The sequence below is a fragment of the Priestia sp. JNUCC 25 genome (assembly GCF_053667915.1).
In genome coordinates, this window is the sequence record NZ_CM132211.1 from 4,762,339 (window position 1) to 4,787,238 (window position 24,900).

Annotated in this window: 29 protein-coding genes and 1 riboswitch; of the genes, 3 read left to right on the forward strand and 26 right to left on the reverse strand. The window is 39.3% G+C overall.

The annotated features are described in order from the left end of the window. Nucleotides 1-12 precede the first annotated feature (12 nt). The 19 genes from JNUCC25_RS25045 to JNUCC25_RS25135 form a co-directional block, all read right to left on the reverse strand. A complete protein-coding gene (locus tag JNUCC25_RS25045) occupies nt 13-315 on the reverse strand; it encodes a YunC family protein (RefSeq protein ID WP_013059641.1) in 303 nt (100 codons plus the stop codon). A 131-nt stretch (nt 316-446) separates the two neighbouring features. Further along, a complete protein-coding gene (locus JNUCC25_RS25050) occupies nt 447-1,301 on the reverse strand; it encodes a DUF72 domain-containing protein (protein WP_025601573.1) in 855 nt (284 codons plus the stop codon). Between the two features lie 102 nt (nt 1,302-1,403). Beyond that, the gene (gene sufB / locus JNUCC25_RS25055) at nt 1,404-2,801 is read right to left on the reverse strand and encodes a Fe-S cluster assembly protein SufB (protein WP_013059643.1); all 1,398 of its coding nucleotides are present in this window, start codon (nt 2,799-2,801) and stop codon (nt 1,404-1,406) included. A gap of 45 nt (nt 2,802-2,846) precedes the next feature. Continuing rightward, complete coding sequence (gene sufU / locus JNUCC25_RS25060; protein WP_025601570.1) at nt 2,847-3,281, reverse strand: Fe-S cluster assembly sulfur transfer protein SufU; 435 nt, start codon at nt 3,279-3,281, stop codon at nt 2,847-2,849. Further along, nucleotides 3,271-4,491 carry a cysteine desulfurase gene (locus tag JNUCC25_RS25065; protein WP_013059645.1) on the reverse strand — a complete coding sequence of 407 codons (1,221 nt, stop codon included), beginning with the start codon at nt 4,489-4,491 and terminating at the stop codon, nt 3,271-3,273. The genes sufU and JNUCC25_RS25065 overlap by 11 nt, the downstream gene beginning before the upstream one ends. Next, nucleotides 4,491-5,798 (reverse strand): Fe-S cluster assembly protein SufD, encoded by a 1,308-nt coding sequence (sufD, locus tag JNUCC25_RS25070; protein ID WP_014457887.1) that lies wholly within the window; start codon nt 5,796-5,798, stop codon nt 4,491-4,493. The genes JNUCC25_RS25065 and sufD overlap by 1 nt, the downstream gene beginning before the upstream one ends. A 17-nt stretch (nt 5,799-5,815) precedes the next feature. After that, nucleotides 5,816-6,601, reverse strand: coding sequence for a Fe-S cluster assembly ATPase SufC (gene sufC, locus JNUCC25_RS25075; protein ID WP_013059647.1), 786 nt, complete (start codon nt 6,599-6,601; stop codon nt 5,816-5,818). A 239-nt stretch (nt 6,602-6,840) separates the two neighbouring features. Then, the gene (locus tag JNUCC25_RS25080) at nt 6,841-7,206 is read right to left on the reverse strand and encodes a carboxymuconolactone decarboxylase family protein (protein ID WP_013059648.1); all 366 of its coding nucleotides are present in this window, start codon (nt 7,204-7,206) and stop codon (nt 6,841-6,843) included. Nucleotides 7,207-7,328: 122 nt separating this feature from the next. Next, on the reverse strand, nt 7,329-8,165 hold the full coding sequence (locus tag JNUCC25_RS25085; RefSeq protein ID WP_013059649.1) for a MetQ/NlpA family ABC transporter substrate-binding protein: 837 nt from the start codon (nt 8,163-8,165) through the stop codon (nt 7,329-7,331). Nucleotides 8,166-8,182: 17 nt separating this feature from the next. After that, nucleotides 8,183-8,851: a methionine ABC transporter permease gene (locus JNUCC25_RS25090; RefSeq protein ID WP_013085342.1), complete on the reverse strand. Its 669-nt coding sequence runs from the start codon at nt 8,849-8,851 to the stop codon at nt 8,183-8,185. Beyond that, nucleotides 8,844-9,869: a methionine ABC transporter ATP-binding protein gene (locus JNUCC25_RS25095; protein ID WP_013059651.1), complete on the reverse strand. Its 1,026-nt coding sequence runs from the start codon at nt 9,867-9,869 to the stop codon at nt 8,844-8,846. Before JNUCC25_RS25095 ends, JNUCC25_RS25090 begins: the two co-directional genes overlap by 8 nt. 131 nt (nt 9,870-10,000) lie before the next feature. After that, nucleotides 10,001-10,108: riboswitch (SAM riboswitch) on the reverse strand. A gap of 180 nt (nt 10,109-10,288) precedes the next feature. Next, a complete protein-coding gene (locus JNUCC25_RS25100) occupies nt 10,289-10,588 on the reverse strand; it encodes a thioredoxin family protein (RefSeq protein ID WP_013059652.1) in 300 nt (99 codons plus the stop codon). A gap of 14 nt (nt 10,589-10,602) precedes the next feature. Continuing rightward, complete coding sequence (locus tag JNUCC25_RS25105) at nt 10,603-10,953, reverse strand: toprim domain-containing protein (protein WP_013059653.1); 351 nt, start codon at nt 10,951-10,953, stop codon at nt 10,603-10,605. Nucleotides 10,954-11,134: 181 nt separating this feature from the next. Then, nucleotides 11,135-11,380, reverse strand: coding sequence for a YusG family protein (locus JNUCC25_RS25110; protein ID WP_013059654.1), 246 nt, complete (start codon nt 11,378-11,380; stop codon nt 11,135-11,137). A 79-nt stretch (nt 11,381-11,459) separates the two neighbouring features. Then, nucleotides 11,460-11,843 (reverse strand): glycine cleavage system protein GcvH, encoded by a 384-nt coding sequence (gene gcvH, locus JNUCC25_RS25115; protein WP_013059655.1) that lies wholly within the window; start codon nt 11,841-11,843, stop codon nt 11,460-11,462. A 135-nt stretch (nt 11,844-11,978) separates the two neighbouring features. Further along, nucleotides 11,979-12,335: an arsenate reductase family protein gene (locus JNUCC25_RS25120; protein ID WP_013059656.1), complete on the reverse strand. Its 357-nt coding sequence runs from the start codon at nt 12,333-12,335 to the stop codon at nt 11,979-11,981. 115 nt (nt 12,336-12,450) lie between these two features. Next, nucleotides 12,451-14,235 carry an acyl-CoA dehydrogenase family protein gene (locus tag JNUCC25_RS25125; protein ID WP_029319253.1) on the reverse strand — a complete coding sequence of 595 codons (1,785 nt, stop codon included), beginning with the start codon at nt 14,233-14,235 and terminating at the stop codon, nt 12,451-12,453. 23 nt (nt 14,236-14,258) lie between these two features. Then, on the reverse strand, nt 14,259-15,437 hold the full coding sequence (locus JNUCC25_RS25130; RefSeq protein ID WP_013059658.1) for an acetyl-CoA C-acetyltransferase: 1,179 nt from the start codon (nt 15,435-15,437) through the stop codon (nt 14,259-14,261). Between the two features lie 12 nt (nt 15,438-15,449). Further along, nucleotides 15,450-17,831: a 3-hydroxyacyl-CoA dehydrogenase/enoyl-CoA hydratase family protein gene (locus JNUCC25_RS25135; RefSeq protein WP_170960121.1), complete on the reverse strand. Its 2,382-nt coding sequence runs from the start codon at nt 17,829-17,831 to the stop codon at nt 15,450-15,452. Between the two features lie 184 nt (nt 17,832-18,015). Between JNUCC25_RS25135 and JNUCC25_RS25140 the strand changes: the two genes are divergently transcribed. Further along, the gene (locus JNUCC25_RS25140; protein WP_013059660.1) at nt 18,016-18,165 is read left to right on the forward strand and encodes a YuzL family protein; all 150 of its coding nucleotides are present in this window, start codon (nt 18,016-18,018) and stop codon (nt 18,163-18,165) included. A 79-nt stretch (nt 18,166-18,244) separates the two neighbouring features. Here the strand turns inward: JNUCC25_RS25140 and JNUCC25_RS25145 are convergent, their stop codons facing one another. The 6 genes from JNUCC25_RS25145 to JNUCC25_RS25170 form a co-directional block, all read right to left on the reverse strand. Next, entirely contained in the window at nt 18,245-19,162 is a 918-nt protein-coding gene (locus JNUCC25_RS25145) for a proline dehydrogenase family protein (protein ID WP_016765834.1), read from the reverse strand. A gap of 177 nt (nt 19,163-19,339) precedes the next feature. Further along, nucleotides 19,340-19,597: a YusU family protein gene (locus tag JNUCC25_RS25150; RefSeq protein WP_013059662.1), complete on the reverse strand. Its 258-nt coding sequence runs from the start codon at nt 19,595-19,597 to the stop codon at nt 19,340-19,342. Beyond that, on the reverse strand, nt 19,590-20,357 hold the full coding sequence (locus JNUCC25_RS25155) for an IucA/IucC family C-terminal-domain containing protein (protein ID WP_454222588.1): 768 nt from the start codon (nt 20,355-20,357) through the stop codon (nt 19,590-19,592). Before JNUCC25_RS25155 ends, JNUCC25_RS25150 begins: the two co-directional genes overlap by 8 nt. Further along, nucleotides 20,347-21,174, reverse strand: coding sequence for an ABC transporter ATP-binding protein (locus JNUCC25_RS25160; protein WP_013059664.1), 828 nt, complete (start codon nt 21,172-21,174; stop codon nt 20,347-20,349). The genes JNUCC25_RS25155 and JNUCC25_RS25160 overlap by 11 nt, the downstream gene beginning before the upstream one ends. A 26-nt stretch (nt 21,175-21,200) precedes the next feature. Beyond that, nucleotides 21,201-22,250, reverse strand: coding sequence for a FecCD family ABC transporter permease (locus JNUCC25_RS25165; RefSeq protein WP_029319259.1), 1,050 nt, complete (start codon nt 22,248-22,250; stop codon nt 21,201-21,203). Continuing rightward, nucleotides 22,247-23,251, reverse strand: a complete 1,005-nt coding sequence (locus tag JNUCC25_RS25170) for a FecCD family ABC transporter permease (protein WP_029319261.1) — start codon at nt 23,249-23,251, stop codon at nt 22,247-22,249. The genes JNUCC25_RS25165 and JNUCC25_RS25170 overlap by 4 nt, the downstream gene beginning before the upstream one ends. Before the next feature lie 179 nt (nt 23,252-23,430). Here JNUCC25_RS25170 and JNUCC25_RS25175 point away from each other — a divergent pair, with 179 nt between their 5' ends. After that, the gene (locus tag JNUCC25_RS25175; RefSeq protein WP_029319263.1) at nt 23,431-24,417 is read left to right on the forward strand and encodes an ABC transporter substrate-binding protein; all 987 of its coding nucleotides are present in this window, start codon (nt 23,431-23,433) and stop codon (nt 24,415-24,417) included. A 111-nt stretch (nt 24,418-24,528) separates the two neighbouring features. Next, nucleotides 24,529-24,702 carry a YozQ family protein gene (locus JNUCC25_RS25180; RefSeq protein ID WP_013085357.1) on the forward strand — a complete coding sequence of 58 codons (174 nt, stop codon included), beginning with the start codon at nt 24,529-24,531 and terminating at the stop codon, nt 24,700-24,702. A gap of 33 nt (nt 24,703-24,735) precedes the next feature. On the opposite strand, the gene JNUCC25_RS25185 is transcribed toward JNUCC25_RS25180, so the two are convergent. Next, nucleotides 24,736-24,873 carry a hypothetical protein gene (locus JNUCC25_RS25185; RefSeq protein ID WP_014457868.1) on the reverse strand — a complete coding sequence of 46 codons (138 nt, stop codon included), beginning with the start codon at nt 24,871-24,873 and terminating at the stop codon, nt 24,736-24,738. Nucleotides 24,874-24,900: the final 27 nt, after the last annotated feature.

The following is a 24,900-nucleotide window of genomic DNA, read 5'->3' on the forward strand; positions in this document are numbered from 1 at the left end:
TTCCCCACTATATTAAAGCATTTTCAATAAAGCATCTTTGCCAATTGTTCCTTTAAAAATTCCTCTTTTTTCAGCTTCAAGCGTTACAGATTCAAGAGGCGCTTCAAGAAGCTGCTCAATTGTACGTACACCTACAGCTCTTCCAGCTATTATTTGACGATCAGCTAATTTATCATTTAATAGACCTACGTCTAGTGCTCCGCACATAATGTACCCTTTATCTGATGAGATTGTTAACAGAGTTGTTTTTGGCAGCAATACGGTAACTGCATTAAACGTATGACCTTCAATTACGATAGGCGCTAAGGTAATCATAGTAACTCACTCCTTTCTTAATCAATTTATGATTTTGAAAGAAAAAAGTGAGGTTTTACATATACTTTTCTACCTATTTGACGTTTATATTCCTTCTTCCTTATTTATATAAACTTTTATAGGACTCAGTGCTAAAATTCATTAAAAAAATCTAATTGTTTAGGAGCTAAATTTTCATATTCAATATTTAATAAACTCATGAGCTGTTTGGCATTATGTACAGCATCTCCGCCGGAGTTATTATTAAATAACAGGTAAATGTCCTTCGTTTGTTTTTGTAGCTTTTCAAGCCGTTCTTTCCACTCTAGGAGCTCTTTTTCATTGTAACGATACAAAAACCTTACTGCTCGCCAATTGCCTTCTGCGGGCTTATTCCAACCATGTACGTTTCGTCCGTGAAAACGGATAAGTGTTTTCTGTTTATCTGTAGCATGAATCACAATTGGAATAGATCCTTCTCCTGCCTGCGGTTCATCACAAATACCGTGAATCCACTTCTCTTGTTCCATAAACGTCAGCGTTTTATCATAGAAAAACGGCTTAAACCAAGATTGATTTCGAAACTCAAGCGCTACTGGCAAATCTCCAAACTTCTCGCGGCTATATCTCAAATAGGCTACATTTTCTTTTGTACAGTCAAACCAGGGTGGCATTTGAAATAAAATCATACCAAGCTTATTCGATGTTACGTAAGGCTTCACTGATTCTAAAAATGCATGAAACATTTCTTCTTTGCTATCAAACGGATTTCCTTCTCTCATATGCCCTGTCATACCTTGATAGGCTTTTACCACAAAACGAAAAGATTCCGGTGTATCGTTTACCCATTTTTTTACATTTGATGTTGGTTGAATTGCATAAAAAGATGAATCGACTTCAACAATTGGAAAATGGCCTGCATATACGGCAAGCTTGTCTCTTGATGAAACCCCCGCTTCATATAATGAATCATGATCTCCCCAGCCTGTGACTCCAATATAAATCATGCCACTCCTCCTCTATGTTCTTAGCTTCGCTTTTCTTTATTTTAATACAAACGATACAAAAAAACTCGTTTGCATAAACAGCAAACGAGTTTTGATCTATTATTAACCGATTGAACCTTCCATTTCAAATTTGATTAGACGGTTCATTTCTACTGCATATTCCATCGGAAGCTCTTTTGTAAATGGCTCAATAAAGCCCATTACAATCATTTCTGTTGCTTCTTCTTCAGAAATACCGCGGCTCATTAGATAGAATAATTGTTCTTCAGATACTTTTGATACCTTCGCTTCATGCTCAAGTGAGATGTTGTCATTTAAAATCTCATTGTACGGAATTGTATCAGAAGTTGATTGATTATCCATAATCAGCGTATCACACTCAATGTTCGCACGTGCACCTTCTGCTTTACGGCCGAAGTGTACGATACCGCGGTATGTTACTTTACCGCCTTGTTTTGAAATTGATTTTGATACGATCGTTGAAGATGTGTTCGGTGCTAAGTGAATCATTTTTGCACCAGCATCTTGGTGCTGTCCTTTACCAGCAAGGGCAATAGATAATGTCATACCACGTGCACCTTCACCTTTTAAGATAACAGCTGGATATTTCATTGTTAACTTAGAACCGATGTTTCCATCAATCCATTCCATTGTTGCATTTGCTTCACAAACCGCGCGTTTTGTTACAAGGTTGTATACGTTGTTCGCCCAGTTTTGAATTGTTGTATAGCGGCAATACGCATCTTTTTTGATGATGATCTCTACAACGGCACTGTGAAGGGAGTTTGTTGTATAAACAGGTGCTGTACAGCCCTCTACATAGTGAACGTGTGAGCCTTCATCAGCAATAATTAACGTACGCTCAAACTGTCCCATATTTTCAGAGTTAATACGGAAATAAGCTTGTAATGGTGTATCTACTTTTACGCCTTTTGGTACGTAAATGAATGATCCACCAGACCAAACCGCCGAGTTAAGTGCAGAGAATTTGTTATCCGTTGGCGGGATAACTTTTCCAAAATGCTCACGGAAAATATCTTCGTTTTCTTTTAGCGCCGTATCCGTATCTTTAAATACGATACCTTGTGCTTCAAGATCTTCTTTCATATTGTGATAAACAACTTCAGATTCGTACTGAGCTGATACACCCGCAAGATACTTTTGCTCTGCTTCAGGAATACCTAGTTTATCAAACGTTTGTTTAATTTCTTCAGGAACTTCATCCCAAGAGCGTTCAGACTTCTCAGATGGTTTTACGTAGTACGTAATTTCATCAAAGTCTAAGCTTGCCATGTCTCCGCCCCACTGTGGCATTGGCATGTTGTAGAAGTGCTCTAGAGATTTCAAACGGAAGTCAAGCATCCACTGTGGTTCCTCTTTCATACGAGAAATTTCTTCTACGATTTCTTTTGTTAAACCGCGTTTAGAGCGGAAAATTGATACGTCTTTATCGGAAAATCCATATTTATAATCGCCGATTTCTGGCATTTTTTTAGCCATCTTTTATTACCCCCTACTTGATAGGATTGGGAATGAATGAAGGTCCTATTCTTGTTCGTTAAGACCTTTTTCCATCGCTTTCCACGCTAGTGTTGCACATTTAATACGCGCAGGAAATTTTGCTACACCTTGAAGTGCTTCAATATCTCCTAAATCTATACTATCATCATACTCTTTACCTTGCATCATGTCAGAGAAGATATGGGCCATTTTAAACGCTTTGTCTACTTCTTGACCTTTAATTGCTTGTGTCATCATTGAAGCTGATGACATTGAAATTGAACATCCTTCACCTTCGAACTTTGCATCCACCACTTTGCCGTCCTCTACTTTTAAAGAAAGTTCAATGCGGTCTCCACATGTCGGGTTATTCATATGAATGTTCACAGTATCTTCATTCAACGTTCCACGATTACGCGGGTTTTTATAATGGTCCATAATTACTTGACGATAGAGAGTATCTAAATTATTAAAAGCCATTTGTAAAATACTCCTTCGTTTTTATTAATGATGATACCAATTTATCTACTTCTTCTTCCGTGTTATACAAATAGAAGCTTGCACGTGCAGTAGAAGATACGTTTAAATATTTCATCAGCGGCTGCGCACAGTGATGACCTGCACGAATCGCAATTCCATCAGCGTCTACTACTGTTGCAACGTCGTGCGGATGCACATCTTCAATATTAAACGTCACAACACCCGCTCGCTCTTTCGGTCCGTAGATCGTAATTCCATCTACTTGCGATAAGCGATCCAGTGCATACTGCGCTAACTTGTGTTCATGTGCTTGAATATTATCTAAACCAACTTCTTCTAAGAAATCAATTGCTGCACCTAAACCAATTGCACCTGCAATGATTGGCGTACCCCCTTCAAATTTCCAAGGAAGTTCTTTCCACGTTGATTCGTATAGGTTTACGAAGTCAATCATTTCGCCGCCAAACTCGATTGGTTCCATTTTTTCAAGAAGCTCTTTCTTTCCATAAAGAGCGCCGATTCCAGTCGGCCCGCCCATTTTATGTCCAGAGAAAGCAAAGAAATCACAGTCTAAATCTTGTACATCCACCTTCATATGAGGCGTACTTTGTGCACCATCCACAACCATTACTGCACCGTTAGCATGTGCAATTTCTGCAATCTCTTTTACTGGGTTAATTGTACCCAATACGTTAGATACTTGCATGATCGATACAATTTTGGTGTTGGATGTAATCGTGCTTTTTACCTCTTCTAGTGAAAGTGCATGATCTTCTGTTAATGAAATATATTTTAACGTTGCACCTGTTTCCTTGGCAACTTGCTGCCAAGGAATGATGTTGCTGTGATGCTCCATATAAGTAATCACAATTTCATCACCAGGTTTGAGATTAGCACGGCCATAGCTTGCAGCTACTGTATTAAGAGCTGTCGTTGTACCGCGCGTAAAGATAATCTCTTCCGTTGATTTTGCATTAATAAACTTACGAACCTTTTCACGAGCGCCTTCGTATCCGTCTGTTGCTCTTGTACCAAGCGTGTGAACACCTCGGTGTACGTTTGAGTTATATTCTTTATAATACTTCTCAATTGCTTCAATTACAGCAAGCGGCTTTTGTGAAGTTGCTGCACTGTCTAAATAAACGAGTGGGCTGCCATTTACCTCTTGGTCTAAAATAGGAAATTGTTTACGAATATCAGAGATATTCATTATCGAACTTTCCTTTCAATTAAATCTGTTAATTGCTTTTTAACCGTTTCGATTGGCAACTCGTTTACAACTGGTGCTAAGAACCCGTGGATAACTAGACGTTCTGCTTCTGTTTGCGGAATACCGCGGCTCATTAAGTAGTAAAGCTGAATTGGATCTACGCGTCCAACAGATGCAGCGTGCCCTGCTGTTACATCGTCTTCATCAATTAGAAGAATTGGGTTTGCGTCTCCACGTGCTTTTTCACTTAACATTAACACACGAGATTCTTGCTCAGCGTTTGATTTAGACGCACCGTGTTCAATTTTACCGATACCGTTAAAGATTGAAGACGCGCTTTCTTTCATAACGCCGTGTTTTAAAATGTAGCCTTCAGAATGTTTTCCAAAATGTACGATACTTGTTGTTAAGTTTTGAGACTGCTCTCCACGTCCAACTGTTACCGTTTTTGTATCTCCATATGAACCGTCGCCCATTAGATACGTTGTATTTTCTGAAACTGTATTTCCTTCACTCATTAAGCCTAAAGCCCACTCAATGCGACCATCTTTGCCCGCTACGCCGCGGCGGTTCACATAAGTAGTTGTACCTTTAGCTAAGTAGTCAACAGCCCCAAATGTTACTTTCGCATTGCTGTTGGCAAATACTTCCGTCACGATATTGACAACACCGTTTGACTCTTCAGCAGTAGCAATGTAGTTTTCTACATATGTTACTGAGCTGTTGTCTTCAGCTACAACAATCACATGGTTGAATAAAGCAGCTTCTTCATCTTCACGGACAAATACAGCTTGAAGCGGCTCTTGTACTTCTACATTTTTAGGAACGTATACAAATACACCGCCGTTTAATAACGCTGCGTTTAATGCAGTTAAACGGTGCTCATCTACTTTAACTCCGTCTTTCATGAAGTACTTCTCAACAAGGTCGCTATGCTCTTTAGCAGCTGTTTGAATATCTGTGAAGATAACGCCTTGAGACTTTAGCTCTTCTGTTAATGTTGAATATGCTGCTGTTTGGTCACGCTGAACATATAGATTTTTAACAGCTTCTGTATCAATCAATGCTTTAACCACTTCTGGAAGCTCGTCTACAGATGAGATTGTGCTTGCCTGTGAAGTGTGCTTGTCAAATGCAGTAAAGTTCCATTTCGAAATGTTTGTTTTATCTGGCTTTGGAAGTGCAAGATCTTCTGCTTTCGCAAGAGCTTGTAAGCGAAGATCTAGCAGCCAACTTGGTTCATTAGCTTCTTTTGAAAAGCTGCTGATGTACTCTTGATCAAATGGTAATTTCGTATCAATAGTCATAGAGATCCTCCTAACTCTTAAGCTTCTTGCTCTACAGTTTCGTCTTCAATACCTAATTCTTGTTTGATCCAGTCATAACCTTCTGCCTCTAGACGCTGTGCTAATTCTGGTCCGCCTGATTTTACAACGCGACCTTGCATCATAACGTGAACTTTATCTGGTGTAATGTAGTTTAGTAAACGTTGGTAGTGAGTAATCATTAAGCAACCAAACTCGCTGCCGCGCAGTTCATTAATACCTTTTGATACAACTTTTAACGCATCGATATCTAAACCAGAGTCGATTTCATCTAAAATTGCAATTCCTGGTTGAAGCATCATTAATTGAAGAATTTCATTACGTTTCTTCTCACCGCCAGAGAAACCTTCGTTTAGGTAACGCTGAGCCATGTCTTGATCCATTTCTAAGAAATCCATGTTTTTGTCTAATTGACGGATGAATTTCATTAGTGAAATTTCTTCGCCTTCTTCACGACGAGCATTAATTGCTGAACGTAAGAAGTCTGCATTTGTTACCCCGCTGATTTCACTTGGATATTGCATAGCTAGGAATAGACCTGCACGAGCGCGCTCATCTACTTCCATCTCAAGTACATCTTCGCCGTCTAGCGTGATGCTTCCTTGTGTAACCTCGTATTTAGGATGTCCCATGATTGCTGAAGATAATGTTGATTTACCAGTACCGTTTGGTCCCATGATTGCATGGATTTCGCCGCCCTTAACTTCTAAATTAACACCTTTTAAAATTTCTTTACCTTCAATTGCAACATGAAGATCTTTAATTGTTAAAGTTGACCCTGCCATATTAAAACCTCCAGTTATAGACGTATATAGTAAAAAACGATATACCTATATCTTTTTAATTATTCTCATTTTATTCTCATTACAATCTTATAACAAATGAAAACTTATAGCAACCTTTTGACCCAAAAGGTTTTAAACCATTATGTACGTTTTTCAAGACTAAATCCACTCATAAAAAAGTTGCCTTAAAAGACTCCATAGAGCCTTCTAAGACAAGCTTTTTTACCCACTTTATTTACTTAGTGCGTGTGGCTAGTCAGTTCTGAAATACACTCTTGGACAAGCGTAACGGACTGACTCATCGCTGCGCCTCCGCCAAATGCTGCTGACACTCCGCATGCTTCTAAAATTTCTTGCTCAGTTGCACCTTGATCAATGCAGCCTTTTGTATGATAAATCATACAGTACTCGTCTTGAGCTACTACGCTGATTCCTAACGCGATTAACTGCTTTTCTTTTTTAGAAAGAGAACCTTCTCCAAAACATGCTTCAGTAAACGCATTAAACGTTTTTGTTACTTCCGGCAATTTTTCGCTAAATTTCCCAACACCCATTTTATAATCATGAAGTGCTTGCTCAGTTGAATGACGTGCTTCTTGCTGCATAACGTCAGCTCCCATCATCAGTAAAGTTTTCACGGTTAGTATGCGTGAGAAAAATAAGAGTTATTCGTTTTCCCGCATACAAAAAAAGCACTTGCCCAGAGTGGGCAAGCGCTTTTCTTCTATTATTTATTTACCGGCAGTACTCCGCCTTTGTATTTTTCTTTAATGTAGTCTTGAATTTCTTTAGAGTGAAGAACTTTCACTAAAGCTTTCACTGTATCTTTATTTTCGTCGCCTTTGTGAACCGTAATGATGTTTGCATAAGGGTTATTTTCTTTACTTTCCACTGCGATTGGATCTTTTACTGGATCTAAGCCAGCATCGATAGCATAGTTAGCATTGATAACAACAGCGTCACCTTCATTATTTTTGTACATTTGAGGTAACAATCCGCCTTCAACATCGGCTTTAAATTTTAAATTCTTCGGGTTTTCTACGATATCTTTAATTTGTGCATCTATTTTCTTTACGCCTGGTTTTAATTTGATTACGCCGGCTTTTTCAAAAATCGATAAAATACGTCCTTGCTCTGCTACTGCATCACGCATAATAACTGTGCCGTTTTTCGGAAGATCTTTTAAGCTTTTGTATTTTTTAGAGTAGATACCGATTGGTTCAATGTGAATGGCACCGGCACTTACAAAATCATACCCTTTTTCACCCTTGTGATCTTTTAGCACTGAATTCATATAAGGAACGTGCTGGAAGTAGTTTGCATCAATTTCATTGTTTGCAAGAGCTGTGTTCGGTAAGATGTAATCTTGGAATTTTTTAATTTCCAAGTCGATTCCTTGTTTTTCTAAAATCGGTTTTGCTTGTTCTAAAATTTCAGCATGAGGCGTATTAGATGCACCCACAACAATTTTCTTTTCATCTTTTGATCCATTGTTAGATCCACATGCAGCTAATCCTACTACTAGCGCAGATGTTAGTGCTAAAGCCGAAAGCCATTTTTTCATAATAAATAATCCTCCCTTTATCTTTTATCAATTTTTGCAGTAATCGCATCTCCAATAAGTTGGATAATAAATACAATAATCAAAATTAAGATCGTAGCAGCTAGCGTTACATCATTATGACTGCGCTGGAATCCTTCTAAATATGCAAGATTCCCGAGACCTCCAGCTCCAATCACACCCGCCATTGCCGTATAGCCGACTAACGCAATCGTCGTTACCGTCAAACCAGAAATTAAAGCTGGCAGCGATTCAGGTAACAGCACTTTAAAGATAATAGTGCTTGTTGTTGCTCCCATTGATTTAGCAGCTTCAATAACACCTTTATCAATTTCACGCAGACCAATTTCTACAAGACGCGCGTAAAATGGTGCTGCTCCAACAATTAAAGCAGGTAACGCTGCATTAGCGCCTAAAATACTTCCTACCAATGCTTTGGTAAATGGAATCAGTAAAACAATTAAAATAATGAATGGAATGGAACGAAAGATATTTACAACTGCTGACACAATGGCATATAAAGGTTTGTTTTGCCAAAGCTGTCCTTTGGACGTTAAAAATAAAAGCAAGCCTAATAAAATACCTAGAACAAACGTGGCTATAACTGAAATAGCCGTCATATATAGTGTTTCATTTGTCGCTTGAATAAAATCATCTAAAATAACGTTTGGAAATAGTTTCTCAAGCATTTGTCATTACCTCCACTTCTACCTGCTGCTCATGAATGTATGCAATGACTTTTTCAACTTCTGTTAATTCTCCGTCTAAATGAACGAACAACGTTCCGTATGAACCTGTTTGTGTATGAGAAATCTTTCCTTGCAAAATATTAATCGTTACATCAAACTGTTTTAAAATCGTTGTAATGAGCGGTTGCTCTGCTTTTCCGCCAACAAACGTCAGCTGAATAATTTGCCCGCTTGGATATAACTCCTGTACTTGTTCAATTGTTTCAAACGTTTCTTCTGGTTCAGAAATCTGTTGAACGAATCGTTTTGTAATCGGCTGCTTAGGTTTTCTGAATACTTCTAGCACTTGTCCTTCTTCTACCACTGCCCCATTTTCCATAACGGCTACCCGATGACAAATTTTACGAATAACGTGCATTTCATGAGTAATCAATACAATGGTTAACCCTAGCTTCTCATTAATATCTACTAACAGATCTAAAATGGAATCTGTCGTTTGAGGATCAAGCGCTGATGTTGCTTCATCACACAGCAATACTTTTGGGTTATTGGCTAGCGCTCGAGCAATACCAACACGCTGCTTTTGTCCACCGCTAAGCTGTGATGGATAAGCATTTTCACGCCCTTCAAGCCCGACTAGCTTGATAAGCTCGTCTACTCGTTTCATTCTTTTTTCTTTTGAGATCCCTGCTATTTCTAACGGAAAGGCAATATTTTCTCGCACCGTACGCGACCACAAGATATTAAAGTGCTGAAACACCATACTGATTTCTTGTCTAGCTTTTCTGAGTTTTCCGCCTTTAATTTTTCCAATATCATTACCTGCTACTTCGACCGTTCCTGTCGTTGGTGTTTCTAACCCGTTTAGCAAGCGAATTAAAGAACTTTTCCCCGCTCCGCTATAACCAATAATTCCGTAAATTTCACCTTGGTTAACGGTTAGATTCACATTATCAACAGCTGTTACTTGACCGCTTTTAGCCTGATAAATTTTTGTAACGTCTGTTAATGTAATCATATTTCTTCACCTTCTTTAGTAAAAACTTAATTATGTTAGGTTGCCCTATAGGATGAAAAAGCCGTAAAACAATTTTCCTCATTAAAAAAGCCTCTCTGCGCATGACAGAAAGGCTCGATATTTAATCCTTTCTCTCATCTTTCAAAGCGCATAGCTTTGCAGGAATTGGCACCATTTCAGTTAGTCTGACGGTTGCCGGGTTTCACAGGGCTCAGTCCCTCCACCTCTCTTGATAAGAGTTCGCAACAATTATTTTGTTTTTGGGAAATATTCATTCATTTATGAACATTCATGAGTGTGATTTTAGCATGTGTCAGATAGGCTGTCAACAGATTTTGTTCTTGGGATAATATCCCAAGATTTCAACAGCCCCAACGGTTTGCTCTCTTTCAATTTCTTCATTTTAAACAAACGTTTGATTATCGAAGCTCTTCAAGTACGTGCTCGATAGAATGAAACGCATAGAGTTTTTTTACCATTTCGCCATTTTTCACTTCAATCAAACAAGGTACACTTTCAATTGAAAATACTTCTGCTTTTGAAGGCATATAATTTAAATTGCTCATTCCGATAGTTACACCGGGCAGCATCGCTTCTGCTACGGTTAACATTTTTTTTGCCAGCTGACATGTCCCGCAAAAAGGTGTATGGAAAAAGATAAACGCTCTTTGTCCTTCTTTTAACTGATCGTCAAGCTGTTTTTCGCTCCATTCTTGCATGTTGCTCATTCCTTTTATGTTAAAAATTCTGCATTAACATCGATATTGGCACTCAGTAATACTGTTGCTATGTGATGTCTAGGGGCGGCAGCAACCTCTCGGTACATTTTATCAATATATAGATGCTCTGCTTCCGGAAGCTCTCGTTTAAATTGTTTTCTTAGCTTATTCCCTGAATCATCAGAGTCAACGAGTATGTATACCTCTTTGTTAAACGTAAAGTCAATAATTTCATCCAGCTTTGATAAACTAATCGTACCGTTTGTACAGATAATTTCAATTGGTTCTCGAATGATATCTTGGATACGTTTTTTATCTGATTTTCCTTCGACAATAATTACTTTTTCGATTTCAATTAGCCCCATTTTCATCACCCATAATCGTCAGTTGTATAGTAACATCATTTCTTTATGCTATACAATATTCGTTAATGTATCACAGTTCACCTGTTTTTTAAAAGAAATTTGCAAGAAAGAACTGTTTTAAAAGGCAGCTTAGGCCATATTGTTTCCATAAAACAAGAAAAACAGCGGCAGTTGCCACTGTTTAGCACCATCCTGCTTCTTCGTCGCAGTCTGTATATTTTTGCGTTTCACCTTGCTTTTGTACATCCGTATATTGGTAGAACTTATTATTTTCTTGCGAATACCCTTCTTCAAAGCGGTATTCATTGCCGCTTGTTCCGTAACTAACTTCACCAATTGGCTGCTTATCAACATATAATTTCATGCCGCCGTCATGAAATTTAGCTGTAACGCGATCTGTAACGTCCATTTTTTGTTTTTCAAACATAAAAAGACACTCCTTTAGCTTGTTTACTAATAGAGTGTCCAGTCAAAAACTTTTCATAAAGACAATTTATGGAGGAATATTATCCTTCGTTTGTCATTTCTTCGTATTGCTCTGCTGTCATTAGCTTGTCTACTTGAGAAGCATCAGACGGTTTGATTGTAATCATCCATGCTTCTTCGTATGGAGATTCATTAACAAGCTCAGGGCTATCGCTTAAGTTGTCGTTGACTGCTACAACTTCACCGCTAATTGGTGCATAAAGCTCAGAAACTGTTTTTACTGATTCAACGCTGCCAAACGGCTCGTCAGCTTCTACTGTTGCTCCTACTTCTGGCAGTTCAACGAATACGATGTCGCCAAGCTCAGCTTGAGCGAAATGCGTAATACCTACGCGGACAACGTCTCCTTCTGTTTTTACCCATTCATGCTCTTCAGAATAACGCAAATCTTTTGGTGTACTCATCTTAATCCCTCCAAAATATGTATCGTAATTTGTTTATATAAAAAGTGCCTTCAACGTGGAGAACACTTTCTACAACCTAAAATAACTTTCTATTAACAGTGTAACGTAAAACGTAAAAATTTTCTATTTGAAAACTTACTTCCACACGTCCTCAAACTGCTCTTCTTTGAAGCCAAGCGTTACTTTTTGTCCATCTGTTAGCAGCGGACGTTTAATTAACATGCCATCTGACGCAAGAATAGACAGAAGTTCGTCTTCACTCGCACTGCTTACTTTATCTTTAAGCCCTAATTCGCGATACTTTTTACCGCTTGTATTAAAGAATTTTTTTAATTCTAAGCCGCTGTTCTGATAATAAGATTGCAGCTGCTCTTTTGTTGGCGGGTTTTCTACAATATGAATTTCTTCATACGCTACTCCGTTATCATCCAGCCACTTCTTTGCTTTTCGGCACGTACCACACTTTGGATATGAATAAAAAAATAATGACATTTCGTCAACCACCCTTTATTTTAAGCTTTTTTCGTATTTTAACACATCCTTTATCATTTACCTAGATAGAGGCTTCTTAAACAAAAAGAAGCTCGCGAAGCGAGCTCCTTTTCCCTTAAACTGTGAACTTCTCTACTTCTAAAAGCGTTTTTGCAATCTCGCGCTTTACGCTAATCACATTGATTGGTGTATAGCGCGTTAACTTGCGAAGAGACGAAAGCATGACTCTAAGCGTATCACCTTGTTCAACGCCAATTAACGTTTCTTTTGCATCTGCTTCAATTCGATTAAATGCTTCTTGGCAAAATACTTGCGTATATTTTACTTTCAAGCTGTTTTGATCTGCACCTGTTTTGGAAATGGCTTTTTCAGTACGTAAAACAGTGGATTCCATTGCATATACGTTACTAATCATATCGGAAATATTAACGAGAATTTCTTGTTCTTTCTCTAATTCTTTACCATACTTCTGTGCAGCCAGACCTAAAAGCAAGAGCGCAATTTTCTTCCCATTTTGCACAAGCATTTTTTCTTGATCTAAAGGCTCATTTCCTACTTCCTGCGGCATAAGCATCATCAATTCTTCTTGAAGCGTTTGTGCTTTTTGAAGCAGCGGAAGCTCTCCTTTTAGCGCTTTGCGTAAATATGTGCCTGGTACTAAGAGTCGATTAATTTCATTTGTTCCTTCAAAAATACGGTTAATGCGAGAATCACGATACAGGCGCTCAATTTCATACTCGCTCATAAAACCATAGCCTCCGTGAAGCTGCACCCCTTCATCTACGATGTAGTCAAGAGATTCCGTGGCAAACACTTTGTTTAATGAGCATTCAATGGCATATTCAGCAATGGAAGCGGCAATTTGTTTTCCGTCTTTTTGCTGTTCTTCTGAAAGCTGGCCCATATGGTCTTCAAAAAGTCCTACCGTACGATAGACGGAGCTTTCAGTTGCGTACAATTTAGAAGCCATTGTTGCTAACTTTTCTTGGGTTAATGAAAATTTAGCAATGGGCGTTTTAAACTGCTGACGCTGGTTAACATATTGAGACGTAATTTCTAACGCACGTTTACCTGCTCCAACTGCTCCAACTCCAAGCTTATAGCGCCCAATATTTAAAATGTTAAACGCAATCACATGGCCTTTTCCAATTTCACCTAACACGTTTTCTTTTGGAACAAGCGCATCTTCAAGAATCAACGTTCTTGTTGATGAACTCTTGATTCCCATCTTCTTTTCTTCCGGTCCAACCGAAACGCCTGGGAATTGGCGTTCAACGATAAAAGCAGAAAATTTATCGCCGTCGATTTTCGCATACACCACGAACACATCAGCAAATCCGGCATTCGTAATCCACTGCTTTTCTCCATTTAACACATAGTGTGTGCCTTCGGCGTTAAGGCGAGCTGTTGTGCGCGCACCGAGGGCATCGGAACCAGAACCAGGTTCTGTTAACGCATATGCGGCTATTTTTTCCCCAACTGCTAAAGCAGGTAAATATGCTTGTTTTTGCTCTTCTGTTCCAAATAAGACGATTGGCAATGACCCAATTCCTACGTGAGCACCATGAGTGATGGAAAACCCGCCTGCTCGAGACATTTTTTCAGCAATTAAAGCGGAGGTAATTTTATCTAAACCGAGTCCGCCGTATTCTTCCGGTACATCTGCACCAAGTAACCCTAATTCACCAGCTTGTTTTAATAACTTGACAGAACGGTCAAACTCATGCTTTTCTAAATATTCCACTTGTGGAAGGACTTCATTTTCTACAAATTCATCTGTCGTTTTGGCAATCATCTTTTGTTCAGATGTATAATCCTCCGGCGTGTAGACGCGGCTTGCATCGCCTTCTTCAATTAAAAAGCTTCCACCTTTAATCATTTGTTTTGTTTTATTTGACATGTTCATATCCCCCTTTGAAATGATTATGCTAACAATTCAAATACACCAGCAGCTCCCATTCCTCCGCCAATACACATCGTGACAATTCCAAACTGCTCATTTCGACGCTTCATTTCGTGCATTAAGCTAAGAGTCAGCTTAGCTCCGGTACAGCCTAATGGATGACCTAAGGCAATAGCGCCTCCGTTTACATTTACTTTATCTTCATTAATATTTAATTCACGAATAACGCCAAGTGCTTGAGAAGCAAATGCTTCATTTAATTCAAACAATCCGATATCAGAAAGCTCCAGCCCTGCTAGTTTAAGAGCTTTAGGGATGGCAGCTACCGGGCCAATCCCCATTACTTCAGGCGGAACTCCTCCAACTGCAAATGAGCGAAACTTAAGCAAAGGCTTTAACCCTTCTGCTTCAGCTTGTTCTTTATCCATTAGAAAAACGGATGCAGCTCCGTCACTTGTCTGCGAAGAGTTTCCAGCTGTTACGGATCCTTTAACCGAAAAAGCTGGACGAAGTTTCCCTAATACATCCGCAGTTGTGCCAGGACGAACTCCTTCATCTTGAGAGAACATCAGCTTTTGTTCACGGAGCTTATTGTTTTCATCCACTTTTCGAAGCGTCACTTCCACCGGAACAATTTCGTCGTTAAACTTCCCTTCTTGAAGTGCTTTTGCTGCTTTTTGATGGCTGCGTACAGCAAACGCGTCCTGGTCTTCACGTGAAATGCCGTATTTCATGGCCACTTGTTCTGCTGTATGTCCCATGCCCATATAATACTCCGGCGCATTTTCAACCAGCTGAACATTCGGACGCGCTACGTTTCCAAACATCGGAACAAAACTCATTGATTCTGCTCCTCCAGCTAACACTGCTTTGGCTTGCCCTAGCATAATTCGTTCTGCACCATAGGCAATACTTTGCAAACCTGATGAACAATAACGATTAATCGTTATTGCTGGCACCGTATAAGGCAAACCCGCAAGAGCGCCAATATTTCGAGCCATATTCAAACCTTGTTCTGCTTCAGGCATCGCACAACCAATAATTAAATCATCAATTGGTCCTTCGTATCCTCCTGCTCGGCGAAGAGTTTCTTTAACCGCAATGGCCCCCAAATCATCAGGTCTAACACTTGCCAGTGAACCTTTTTTTGCTTTTCCAACCGGTGTCCTAGCACCTGCTACAATAACTGCTTCTCTCATTTTTTCTCCCCCTTAATTACGCAGTGGTTTTCCTTTAACTAACATGTGCTGCATACGTTCTTGAGACTTCGCTTCTCCAACAAGGCTTAAAAATGCTTCTCTCTCTAAGTCCAGTAAATACTCTTCATCAACTTCCGAACCAAACGCTACACGTCCTCCGGCTAACACAAATGCTAACTTACTAGCAATTTTATAATCATGTTCTGATATATATCCTGAATACTTCATGGATTGGGCTCCTAGCAGCAACGTTGCATATCCTGTTTCTCCAACCACAGGAATCTTAGTTCTTACGGGTGGTTTATAGCCCGTGTCATGTAAAGCAAGGACTGAGTTCTTCGCATCATTCAGCAAGTGATCTCCGTTTACGCTGATGCCATCATGGCGGTTTAAAAAGTTTAGCTGTCTAGCTTCTGCAGCAGAAGTAGATACTTTTGCAGTAGCAATTGTTTCAAATGTTTTATTGGCAATTTGCTGGAGATCGAGCGTTACACCGTTAGGTAAACCATTTAGCTGTTTGATATAAAGCTCCTTATTACCTCCTCCACCAGGAATGAGTCCGACTCCTACTTCTACAAGGCCCATGTAAGTTTCAGCAGAAGCTTGGATTTTAGCTGACGGTAAGCAAATTTCTGCTCCGCCTCCGAGAGTCATCGCAAATGGAGCTGCAACAACCGGCTTTTCATTATATTTCACCTTCATCATTGCCTGTTGAAATTGTTTAATAACAAATTCAATTTCAAAATAATTGTCATCTTGTGCTTCCATTAAAATCATAGCTAAGTTAGCGCCAACGCAGAAATTTTTCCCTTGATTTCCTATGACCAGCCCTTTATAGTTCTTATTCACTTCTTCAAGAGACTGATTTAATAAGCTAATAATGTCTAGCCCGATTGCATTGTTAGGAGAGGTGAACTGCAGGCACGCCACATCATCTCCTAAATCAATTAAACTCGCTCCGCTGTTTTCTAAAATGACATTATTTTGAGAACGTAAAGATGACAGGTGAATCACCTTTTTATTTTCTTTTACTGCTTTATACTCATCATCTTCGTAGTAAAGCGTTTGACCTTCCATTTCTTTATAGAAGCTTGTAAATCCATTTTCCTGCATTTGTTTTACCCATTGCGGAACTGCTAAGCCAGACTGCTCCATCTTCTCAATTGACTTTTCTAAACCAATTGCATCCCACGTCTCAAAAGGACCCATTTTCCAACCAAATCCCCACTTCATAGCTTGATCAATGGCCACGATATCGTCGGCGATTTCATTTTTTAACTGTGCTGCATATACAAGAACGGGACTGATCACATTCCAAAGAAGCTGGCCGGCACGATCACCCGAATATATAAGCGCTTTCATTTTATTTTGCAGCCCTTTTGCCTGCTTGCTTAATTCGGTAGAAGCTGTTTTTAACTTCTTTCTCTCGACGTATTGAAGTGTACTAGGATCAAGTTCCAAAATTTCCTTTCCTTTCTTCAAAAAGAAGCCTTGCCCCGACTTGCTTCCCAGCCAGCCATTTTCCTGCATTTGTTTCATAAATAAAGGGACATCGAACACTTCTTTTTCTTTGCCTTCTACTTTGTCAAATACATTGTTGGCCACATGAATAAATGTGTCTAGTCCCACTACGTCTAACGTTCGAAACGTTGCGCTTTTTGGTCTTCCAATTAAGGGGCCCGTCACAGAGTCAACTTCTCCCACACTGTAATTACCTTTTAACATTTCTTGAACGGTCACAAGTAAACCGTACGTACCGATACGGTTGGCGATAAAGTTAGGCGTATCTTTTGCAATAACTACTCCTTTACCTAATACATCTTCACCAAACGTTTTCACATATTCAACAATTTCTGATTTTGTGTCATGAGTTGGAATGATTTCTAATAACTTTAAATAACGCGGTGGATTAAAAAAGTGCGTTCCTAAAAAATGCGCTTTAAAATCTTCTGAGCGTCCTTTAGCCATTTCGTGGATCGATATTCCTGAAGTATTTGAACTTACAATACTTCCTTTTTTTCGTACACTGTCAATTCTTTCAAACAACTGCTGTTTAATATCAAGACGTTCCACTACTACTTCAATAATCCAATCACAGTCGCTTAACTGCTGTAAATGATCTTCAAGATTTCCTGGAGTAATTAACGATAGTGATGACTTCGACGTTAAAGGCGCCGGTTTTTGCTTCGTTAATTTAGCTAGAGCAGTTGTACTCAACCGATTTCTCACTTGCCTATCTTCAAGCGTTAGCTGCTTTTTTTCCTCGTCTGCTGTTAATGAAGTTGGAACCACGTCTAGCAAAAGCGTTGGAATTCCTACATTTGCTAAATGAGCTGCAATTCCAGAGCCCATAACTCCTGAACCTAAAACGGCGGCTTTTTTTATGTTCATAATTATCCCCACATCCCCTTTAATATATTGAATGAATGGTCATTCATTTTATGCGTAAAAAAAGAGAGTCACTGTTAATCTCTGTTTTTACTATAAAACATTTTTTAAATTTTCGCAATATATTCACAATATTATCTCTAACTATTTTTAATGTGTTTGGTTATCTTAATACACAGGAGGTGATTTTGTGAGCAAATTAAAGAAGGATCCATCGTCAGCAGGCGTAAGCGCAGCAAGCGTTAAAGGAAATGCTGGACCGGTCAATGAACCGCACGGACGCGGCAAAAAGACATCTCAAAACCAACAGTACACAAAGCATAACACTCAAGGACATTAACCTCAAAATCGAACATGAGTAATCGAATCATGTTCGATTTTTGATTATTTCTTACTTTGTCATCACGACCATTTCATTATTATTTTTTTACAATTCCTTTTAAGACAAATGCGACATTTGCAGGTCTTTCTGCAAGGCGCCTCATAAAGTACCCATACCAGTCCGTTCCATAAGGAACGTACACTCTCATTTTATATTGTTCTGCTACGAGCTGAACTTGCCTTTCTGACCGAATGCCGTATAGCATCTGAAATTCAAACTGATTCATTGAAATACCATGCTTTTTAACAAACTCTTTTGCATACTGAATGATTCGTTCATCGTGAGTAGCAACTGCTGTGTAGTGACCGTTTAATAAGTGGAGCCCAATTATGTTTTTGAAGTTTTCGTCTACGTCTTCTTTATCAGGAAACGCCACGTCTGCTGCTTCTTTGTACGCCCCTTTCACTAACCTTAATTTAGGAGCATAAGCATCTAATTCACGGATGTCACTTTCTGTTCGATATAAGTATGCTTGAAGCACCGTCCCTACGTGTTCATACTCATTTTTTAATTGTTTAAATAGCTTAATCGTCTTGCTGCATCGCTTATAGTCCTCCATATCAATCGTCACAAATACGCTATATTTTTCCGCTTCTTCAAGAATACGCCGCATATGATGAAGTGCCAAATCCTCTGAAATATCCAGTCCCATAGACGTTAATTTCAAAGAAATTTCTGAATCTAACCTTTCTTTGTGTATAAGGTGAATGGCCTTTATGCATTGAGCTGCGGCATGATCAACTTCAGCTTCACTTTCCACAAACTCGCCAAGATAATCAATCGTTACTTTTAATCCCTGTTCATTTAGCTTTTTTATCACACTAACAGCTTCATCGATGGTTTCCCCTGCAACAAAACGTGCTGCTCCAAAACGTAAGCCATAGCGTTTAGCCAGCTTTGTTAACTTTTTGCTTTTTGATAACAATAAAAAAAAGTTTCTTATCGTTTGTTCCAAAGCAACCCCCCGCCTTCACTTGTCATACGCCTCACAAAATTTATTTAATTATCATTAATTTTACCATTTTTTAAACTAGATAGATAGACACCCTTTATTAACCTATGCATACAAAATCAAAAAGCGACCGAGAGCTTTTGGATAAAAAAACATCCATCAGCTTCGTGATGAATGTTTTTATTCTGGTTTTCGCTGTGACGCTCGATGCGCTTCATTCAGCTCTTTGATTTCCTTTACAATCTCCACCATTTCCGCTTTTGCTTCCGGATATAATTGATTCCAATGCTTTGTTAAAGGCGGCATGGATTTTGAGATATGGTTGTAAAGTGCCCACATTTTTACTTTTTCCTGCAGCTGTTCGTCACTTTGACCAACCATTAGTTCCGTATACTTTTCAATTAAACCGTCGAATTGCTCTTGAAAGGTTTTACTCATGCACACTCACTCCTTTCTTTGGTTTACAAATAACCGGACACGTTCGACAATAAGTCTTTTTATCTCCTGTTTGGTAAGACAAACAGCACGTTTGCCGAACCCTTATCTCCTGCTTTTGCTTCTCTACTTGAAGAGGTGAACTGTACCTAGCAAACGGATTATGATGGTATGAACCAAAGTGATGACCCTCAGCTTCTTCCAACACATATCGTAAATTCTTTTGTACTTGCACATTTTCTATTTCTTCATTTGCTAAAAGCAAATCATAAAGCCAGTGGATATAAACAGCTACGTTTTCCCATAGAGTCAGCTTTGAAATTTTTGTGACTTTACGCAGTGATGACCATATCCGCTCAATGTGATGAGCAAACAATTCATCAAGAAGTTCATCAAGAAGAATTTTCCGATTGTCCTCTGTTACTTCTTTCGTCTCAATTTCTGAGATGAACACTTTTGGGAGCCAGATCGTTTCAGCGTCTTCTGTATGCAACGAAACATTTTTAGTCGATGTGTTTATCTTTTTTTGAAACACGATAAATGAATACAAAGCCGCCACCACAACAAAGCTATACCGCTTCGCTAACATAGAGGCAGCTGCTCTCAAGTTATCAGCCTCCATCGTCTGTTGAATCCATAGCAGCTGAATCCTCAGCGTGCTTTCGTCCATGCAGCTGGAGGGAGACAACCTATACAGCGAGTTATCTTTAAACGTACAGCGGAATTTTTCTGCTAACTCGCTTTGCTCTTTCTTATTGAGCATGCTGCGTTTCAACGCGCAGCTTATTCACAATACATCGTCCGCGCCCATGAGGAATACAAAGAGGCGTTCCAAATAACGGATCCACCGTCACTTCACAGTTCATATTAAAGACTCGCTGTACTAAATCGCAGTTAATGACTTCTTCTGGTCTTCCCTGTGCATAGATTTTTTTATCTTGAAGCGCCACAATATGATGAGCATAGCGGCAGGCTAAGTTTAAATCATGCAGCACCATTACGATGGTACGATTTTCTTTTTCATTCAGTTCAAACAACAAGTCCAAGATCTCAATTTGATGCGTCATATCTAAATACGTTGTCGGTTCATCAAGTAAAATAATATCCGTATCTTGTGCTAATGTCATAGCAATCCATGCGCGCTGACGCTGTCCTCCAGAAAGCGAATCAACTTGACGATCAGCCAAGTCTGCTAACCCTGTTGCTTCGAGTGCATTTTGTACTTTTTCTTCATCTTCTTGAGACCACTGACGGAACCAATTTTGATACGGATAGCGCCCTTGTTTAACAAGCTGAAGCACTGTCAGCCCTTCAGGTGCAACAGGACCTTGCGGAAGAATTGCTAGCTGCTTTGCAATTTCCTTTGTCGGAAGAGAGGAAATTTTAGAGCCTTCTAGTAAAATAGAGCCGGCATGTGGCTTTAATAATCTTGCTAGTGAACGCAGCAGCGTAGATTTTCCGCATCCATTACTGCCGATAAAAACCGTAATCTCACCCTTTGGGATGGTAACGTCAAGCTCATCTATAATCATCGCTTCTCCATATGATAATGTTAGCGATTTTGTTTCTAACGAATGCATGCGAATCGCTCCTTCTACAAAGAATGCTATACGTTTCTTTGTTTGTATAGTAAATAAATGAAGTACGGTGCGCCAATTGCAGCTGTAAATACACCTGCTGGCACTTCGATTGGCAAGAAAAATGTTCGGCCAATTAAATCTGCTGCTGTGATTAAAATCGCTCCGATTAGTGCCGATAGCGGTATTAAAGCTCCGAATGAAGAACCTACCAGCTTTCGGGCAATATGTGGAGCAAGCAATCCTACAAAGCTAATTCCGCCGGCAAATGCAACGGCGCTTCCTGTTAAAGCTGTACTCATCAGTAATAGTGCCAATCGATTTTTTTGAACGCGACTTCCAACGTTAGTCGCAATTTCTTCACCTAATTCTTGAACATTTAAATTTCGAATCATTAAAATCGTGATTATAACCAGCCCTATTGTAACAGGAACTAGTACGGAAACACTGGCCCAGTTTGAGCCATACACCGTTCCTGTAATCCAAATATTTGCCTGGCTGGCGCGATAGATAGGACCCATAATCATAAACAGCGTGGTCATAGCTTTCGTTAACGCTGTTAATCCAATTCCTATTAATACTAGTGTAATAGGAGAGACGCCATTTTTCCAGGCAAACACATAAAGTAAAAGCGCCACTGCCAATGCACCTAAAAATGCGCTAACAGGCATCCAATTAATACTTACGGTTAACGAGTTGCTTTTATCACTAAATAGTGTCAAAAATAACACTACACCGACTGACGCTCCCCCTGTTAATCCAATCAAGTCTGGTGAAGCAAGCGGATTTCGCACAAGCCCCTGCAAGATAGCACCTGCAATGGCTAAACAAATACCGGCACAAATGGCAACGATAATGCGCGGAAGTCTAAAGGAGGTAACAACTAACCGTTCAAACTCCAGTCCATGACCCGCTAAAATGTTAATCACACGAAAGGGATTGATAAATAAGTCACCCGTACCTGCACTTAATAAAAAAAGAGCAATAAGTGCAGCTGAAAAACCAGTGATAATCAAAGCTGCTTTTATGTTAACTAAAAATGAAATCCGCTTTAAGCGAAGAGATAAGTATGTTTTCATGACGCCTTGGCCCCTTTCCTTGCCATATAGATAAAGAAAGGTGTACCAATAACAGCAGTCATGACTCCAACAGGGATTTCTTGAGGCATAATGACATACCTGGCCGCAACATCAGCTAATAAAATTAAAATCCCGCCGGCAACCGCACTATAGGGAAATACCCAGCGATAATCTTGTCCTACAATTGCTCTTACAACATGAGGAACAATAATTCCGACAAAGCTGATCGGACCGGCTACTGCAACGGCTCCACCAGCTAAAATGGCAATAATGATGCCGCTTATAATTTTGACAAGAACCGTTCTTTGACCTAATCCTTTAGCTACATCTTCACCAATCGTTAAAATATTAATTTTTGAAGCGATAAAAAACGTGACAATGATTGCTGGTACTATATAAGGCAGTATGCCATACAGCATTTCCACCTTGCGTCCTTGCACAGATCCAGCCAGCCAAAAGAGAACTTGATCAAGCGAAGATTCATCCACAGCCAGCAGTCCTTGTGTTAAAGAAGAGAAAAAGGCTGCAATAGCCGCTCCTGCGAGCGTCAATTTAATAGGCGTTAATCCTTCTTTTCCGATGGACCCAAGAAAATAGACAACCACTACGGTTAATGCCGCTCCTACAAATGCAATCCATGTAAAAGCTTGAAGTGAATTGACCGAAAAAATCATCACTGCAACAACAATAAAAAAGCTGGCCCCAGCGTTCACACCAATAATATCCGGTGAAGCAAGTGGGTTTTTCGTTAACGCCTGCATCATTGCTCCTGCAATTCCTAAACAAATACCTACCACAGCACCGATTATAGCGCGCGGCAATCGAATATTTTGAATAACTATGTGCTCATTCGAACCGTTAAACGCTTGAAAAGCTTCAAATGCTGTCTTGATACTTGTATCTGTGTATCCGAGTACGATACTTAATCCAATACAGATTAAAAGCAGCATGATTCCAATGATGAGCCCCATTACTTTCATTTGAACACTGCGTAGCATCATTTTCATTGCTCTCCTCTAAGATGATTCCTATATATATCTAACCTTTAGTTTAGGAAACATTGAAAAAAGTGTCAATGATTTTGAGAATCATTTTCAATTTTTAATTGACACCGCTTAAAAGTTAGAATATTATCTTAATTGTTAATGAAAATCATTATCACTTAAGAGGGGGAAGAGATGTGAATACATATTCTAAAGGCAAGTTGTCATATTTGTTATCCATTCTTACCATTATGACACTGCTTGTGCTGGCAGCCTGCGGTAATTCAAACAGCGCTGACGGCGATAAAAAAGAAAAAACGGAAGGTTCTGGCGAAACTTATACAGTAAAACACGCAATGGATAAAACAGAGATTAAAGGAACACCTAAACGAGTGGTCGTTTTAACAAACGAAGGTACTGAAGCTCTTCTTGCAATGGGTGTAAAGCCTGTGGGTGCTGTTCAATCATGGTTAGGAAATCCGTGGTATGACCATATTAAAGGTCAGATGAAAGGCGTTAAAAGTGTAGGTACAGAAAGCGAGCCAAGCTTAGAAGCAATCGCAGCTTTAAAACCTGACTTGATTATCGGAAATAAAATGCGCCAAGAAAAAGTATACGATCAGCTGAGTCAAATTGCTCCGACTGTCTTCTCTGAAGAACTGCGCGGAGACTGGAAATCAAACTTTAAGCTATATGCAAAAGCTGTAAATAAAGAAGAAAAAGGTAAAGAAGTATTAGCGGACTACGACAATCGCGTAGCTGATTTAAAGAAACGTCTTGGTAATCAGTTAAAACAAAAAATCTCAGTTGTACGCTTTACAGCTGGAGACGTTCGTATCTATCATAAAGATTCGTTCTCAGGCGTTATTTTAGATCAGCTTGGCTTTGCTCGCCCTGAATCTCAAGACAAAAATGATTTTGCTGAAATGAATGCAACAAAAGAACGCATTCCGGCAATGGAAGGCGATCAGCTATTCTACTTCTCTTATGAAACGGGAGACGGCGAAGCAACAAAGCTTGAAAAAGAATGGATAAACGATCCGCTTTTCAAAAAGTTAAAAGTAGCTCAAGAAGACCATGTTCATAAAGTAGATGATGCTACTTGGAATACAGCAGGCGGTGTGTTAGCAGCTAATATCGTACTTGATGATATTGAAAAAATCTTCTTAGATAAAAAACAATAATAATATGAAAGAAAGAGCTTCGACCAATCGAAGCTCTTTTTGCATGTATAATGTATTTCCTTTCATCGCACACTAACCGTGGTCTCACTTTATTAAATAGGAGTGGTGAAAATGAATTCAAAAAAACAGCCTAAAAAGCAGCCTGATACAAATGAAATGGCTGACCGTCAGTTCGAAACAGAAGATTATAACCGACAAGATGCACTCTCACAAGGTCTAGCAGAAACACATGAGCAAGTAAGCGACGCCTATCAAGAAGGATCATTTGAAGATACAGATCGTTAATAAAAAAAGAGCTGACTCTAAGTCAGCTCTTTTTTATTTTGAATGCTGCCATGCCGTTTTAGGCAATGACATGGACATCCACTGCTGGCGCTTTGATTTATCAATCGTTACTTTCTTTGCTTTAATTCCTTGTTGAATCAGCTGTTTCATTAGTTTATCAATTGACTTCATCGCTATTCACCTCAAAAGCGGAAATTT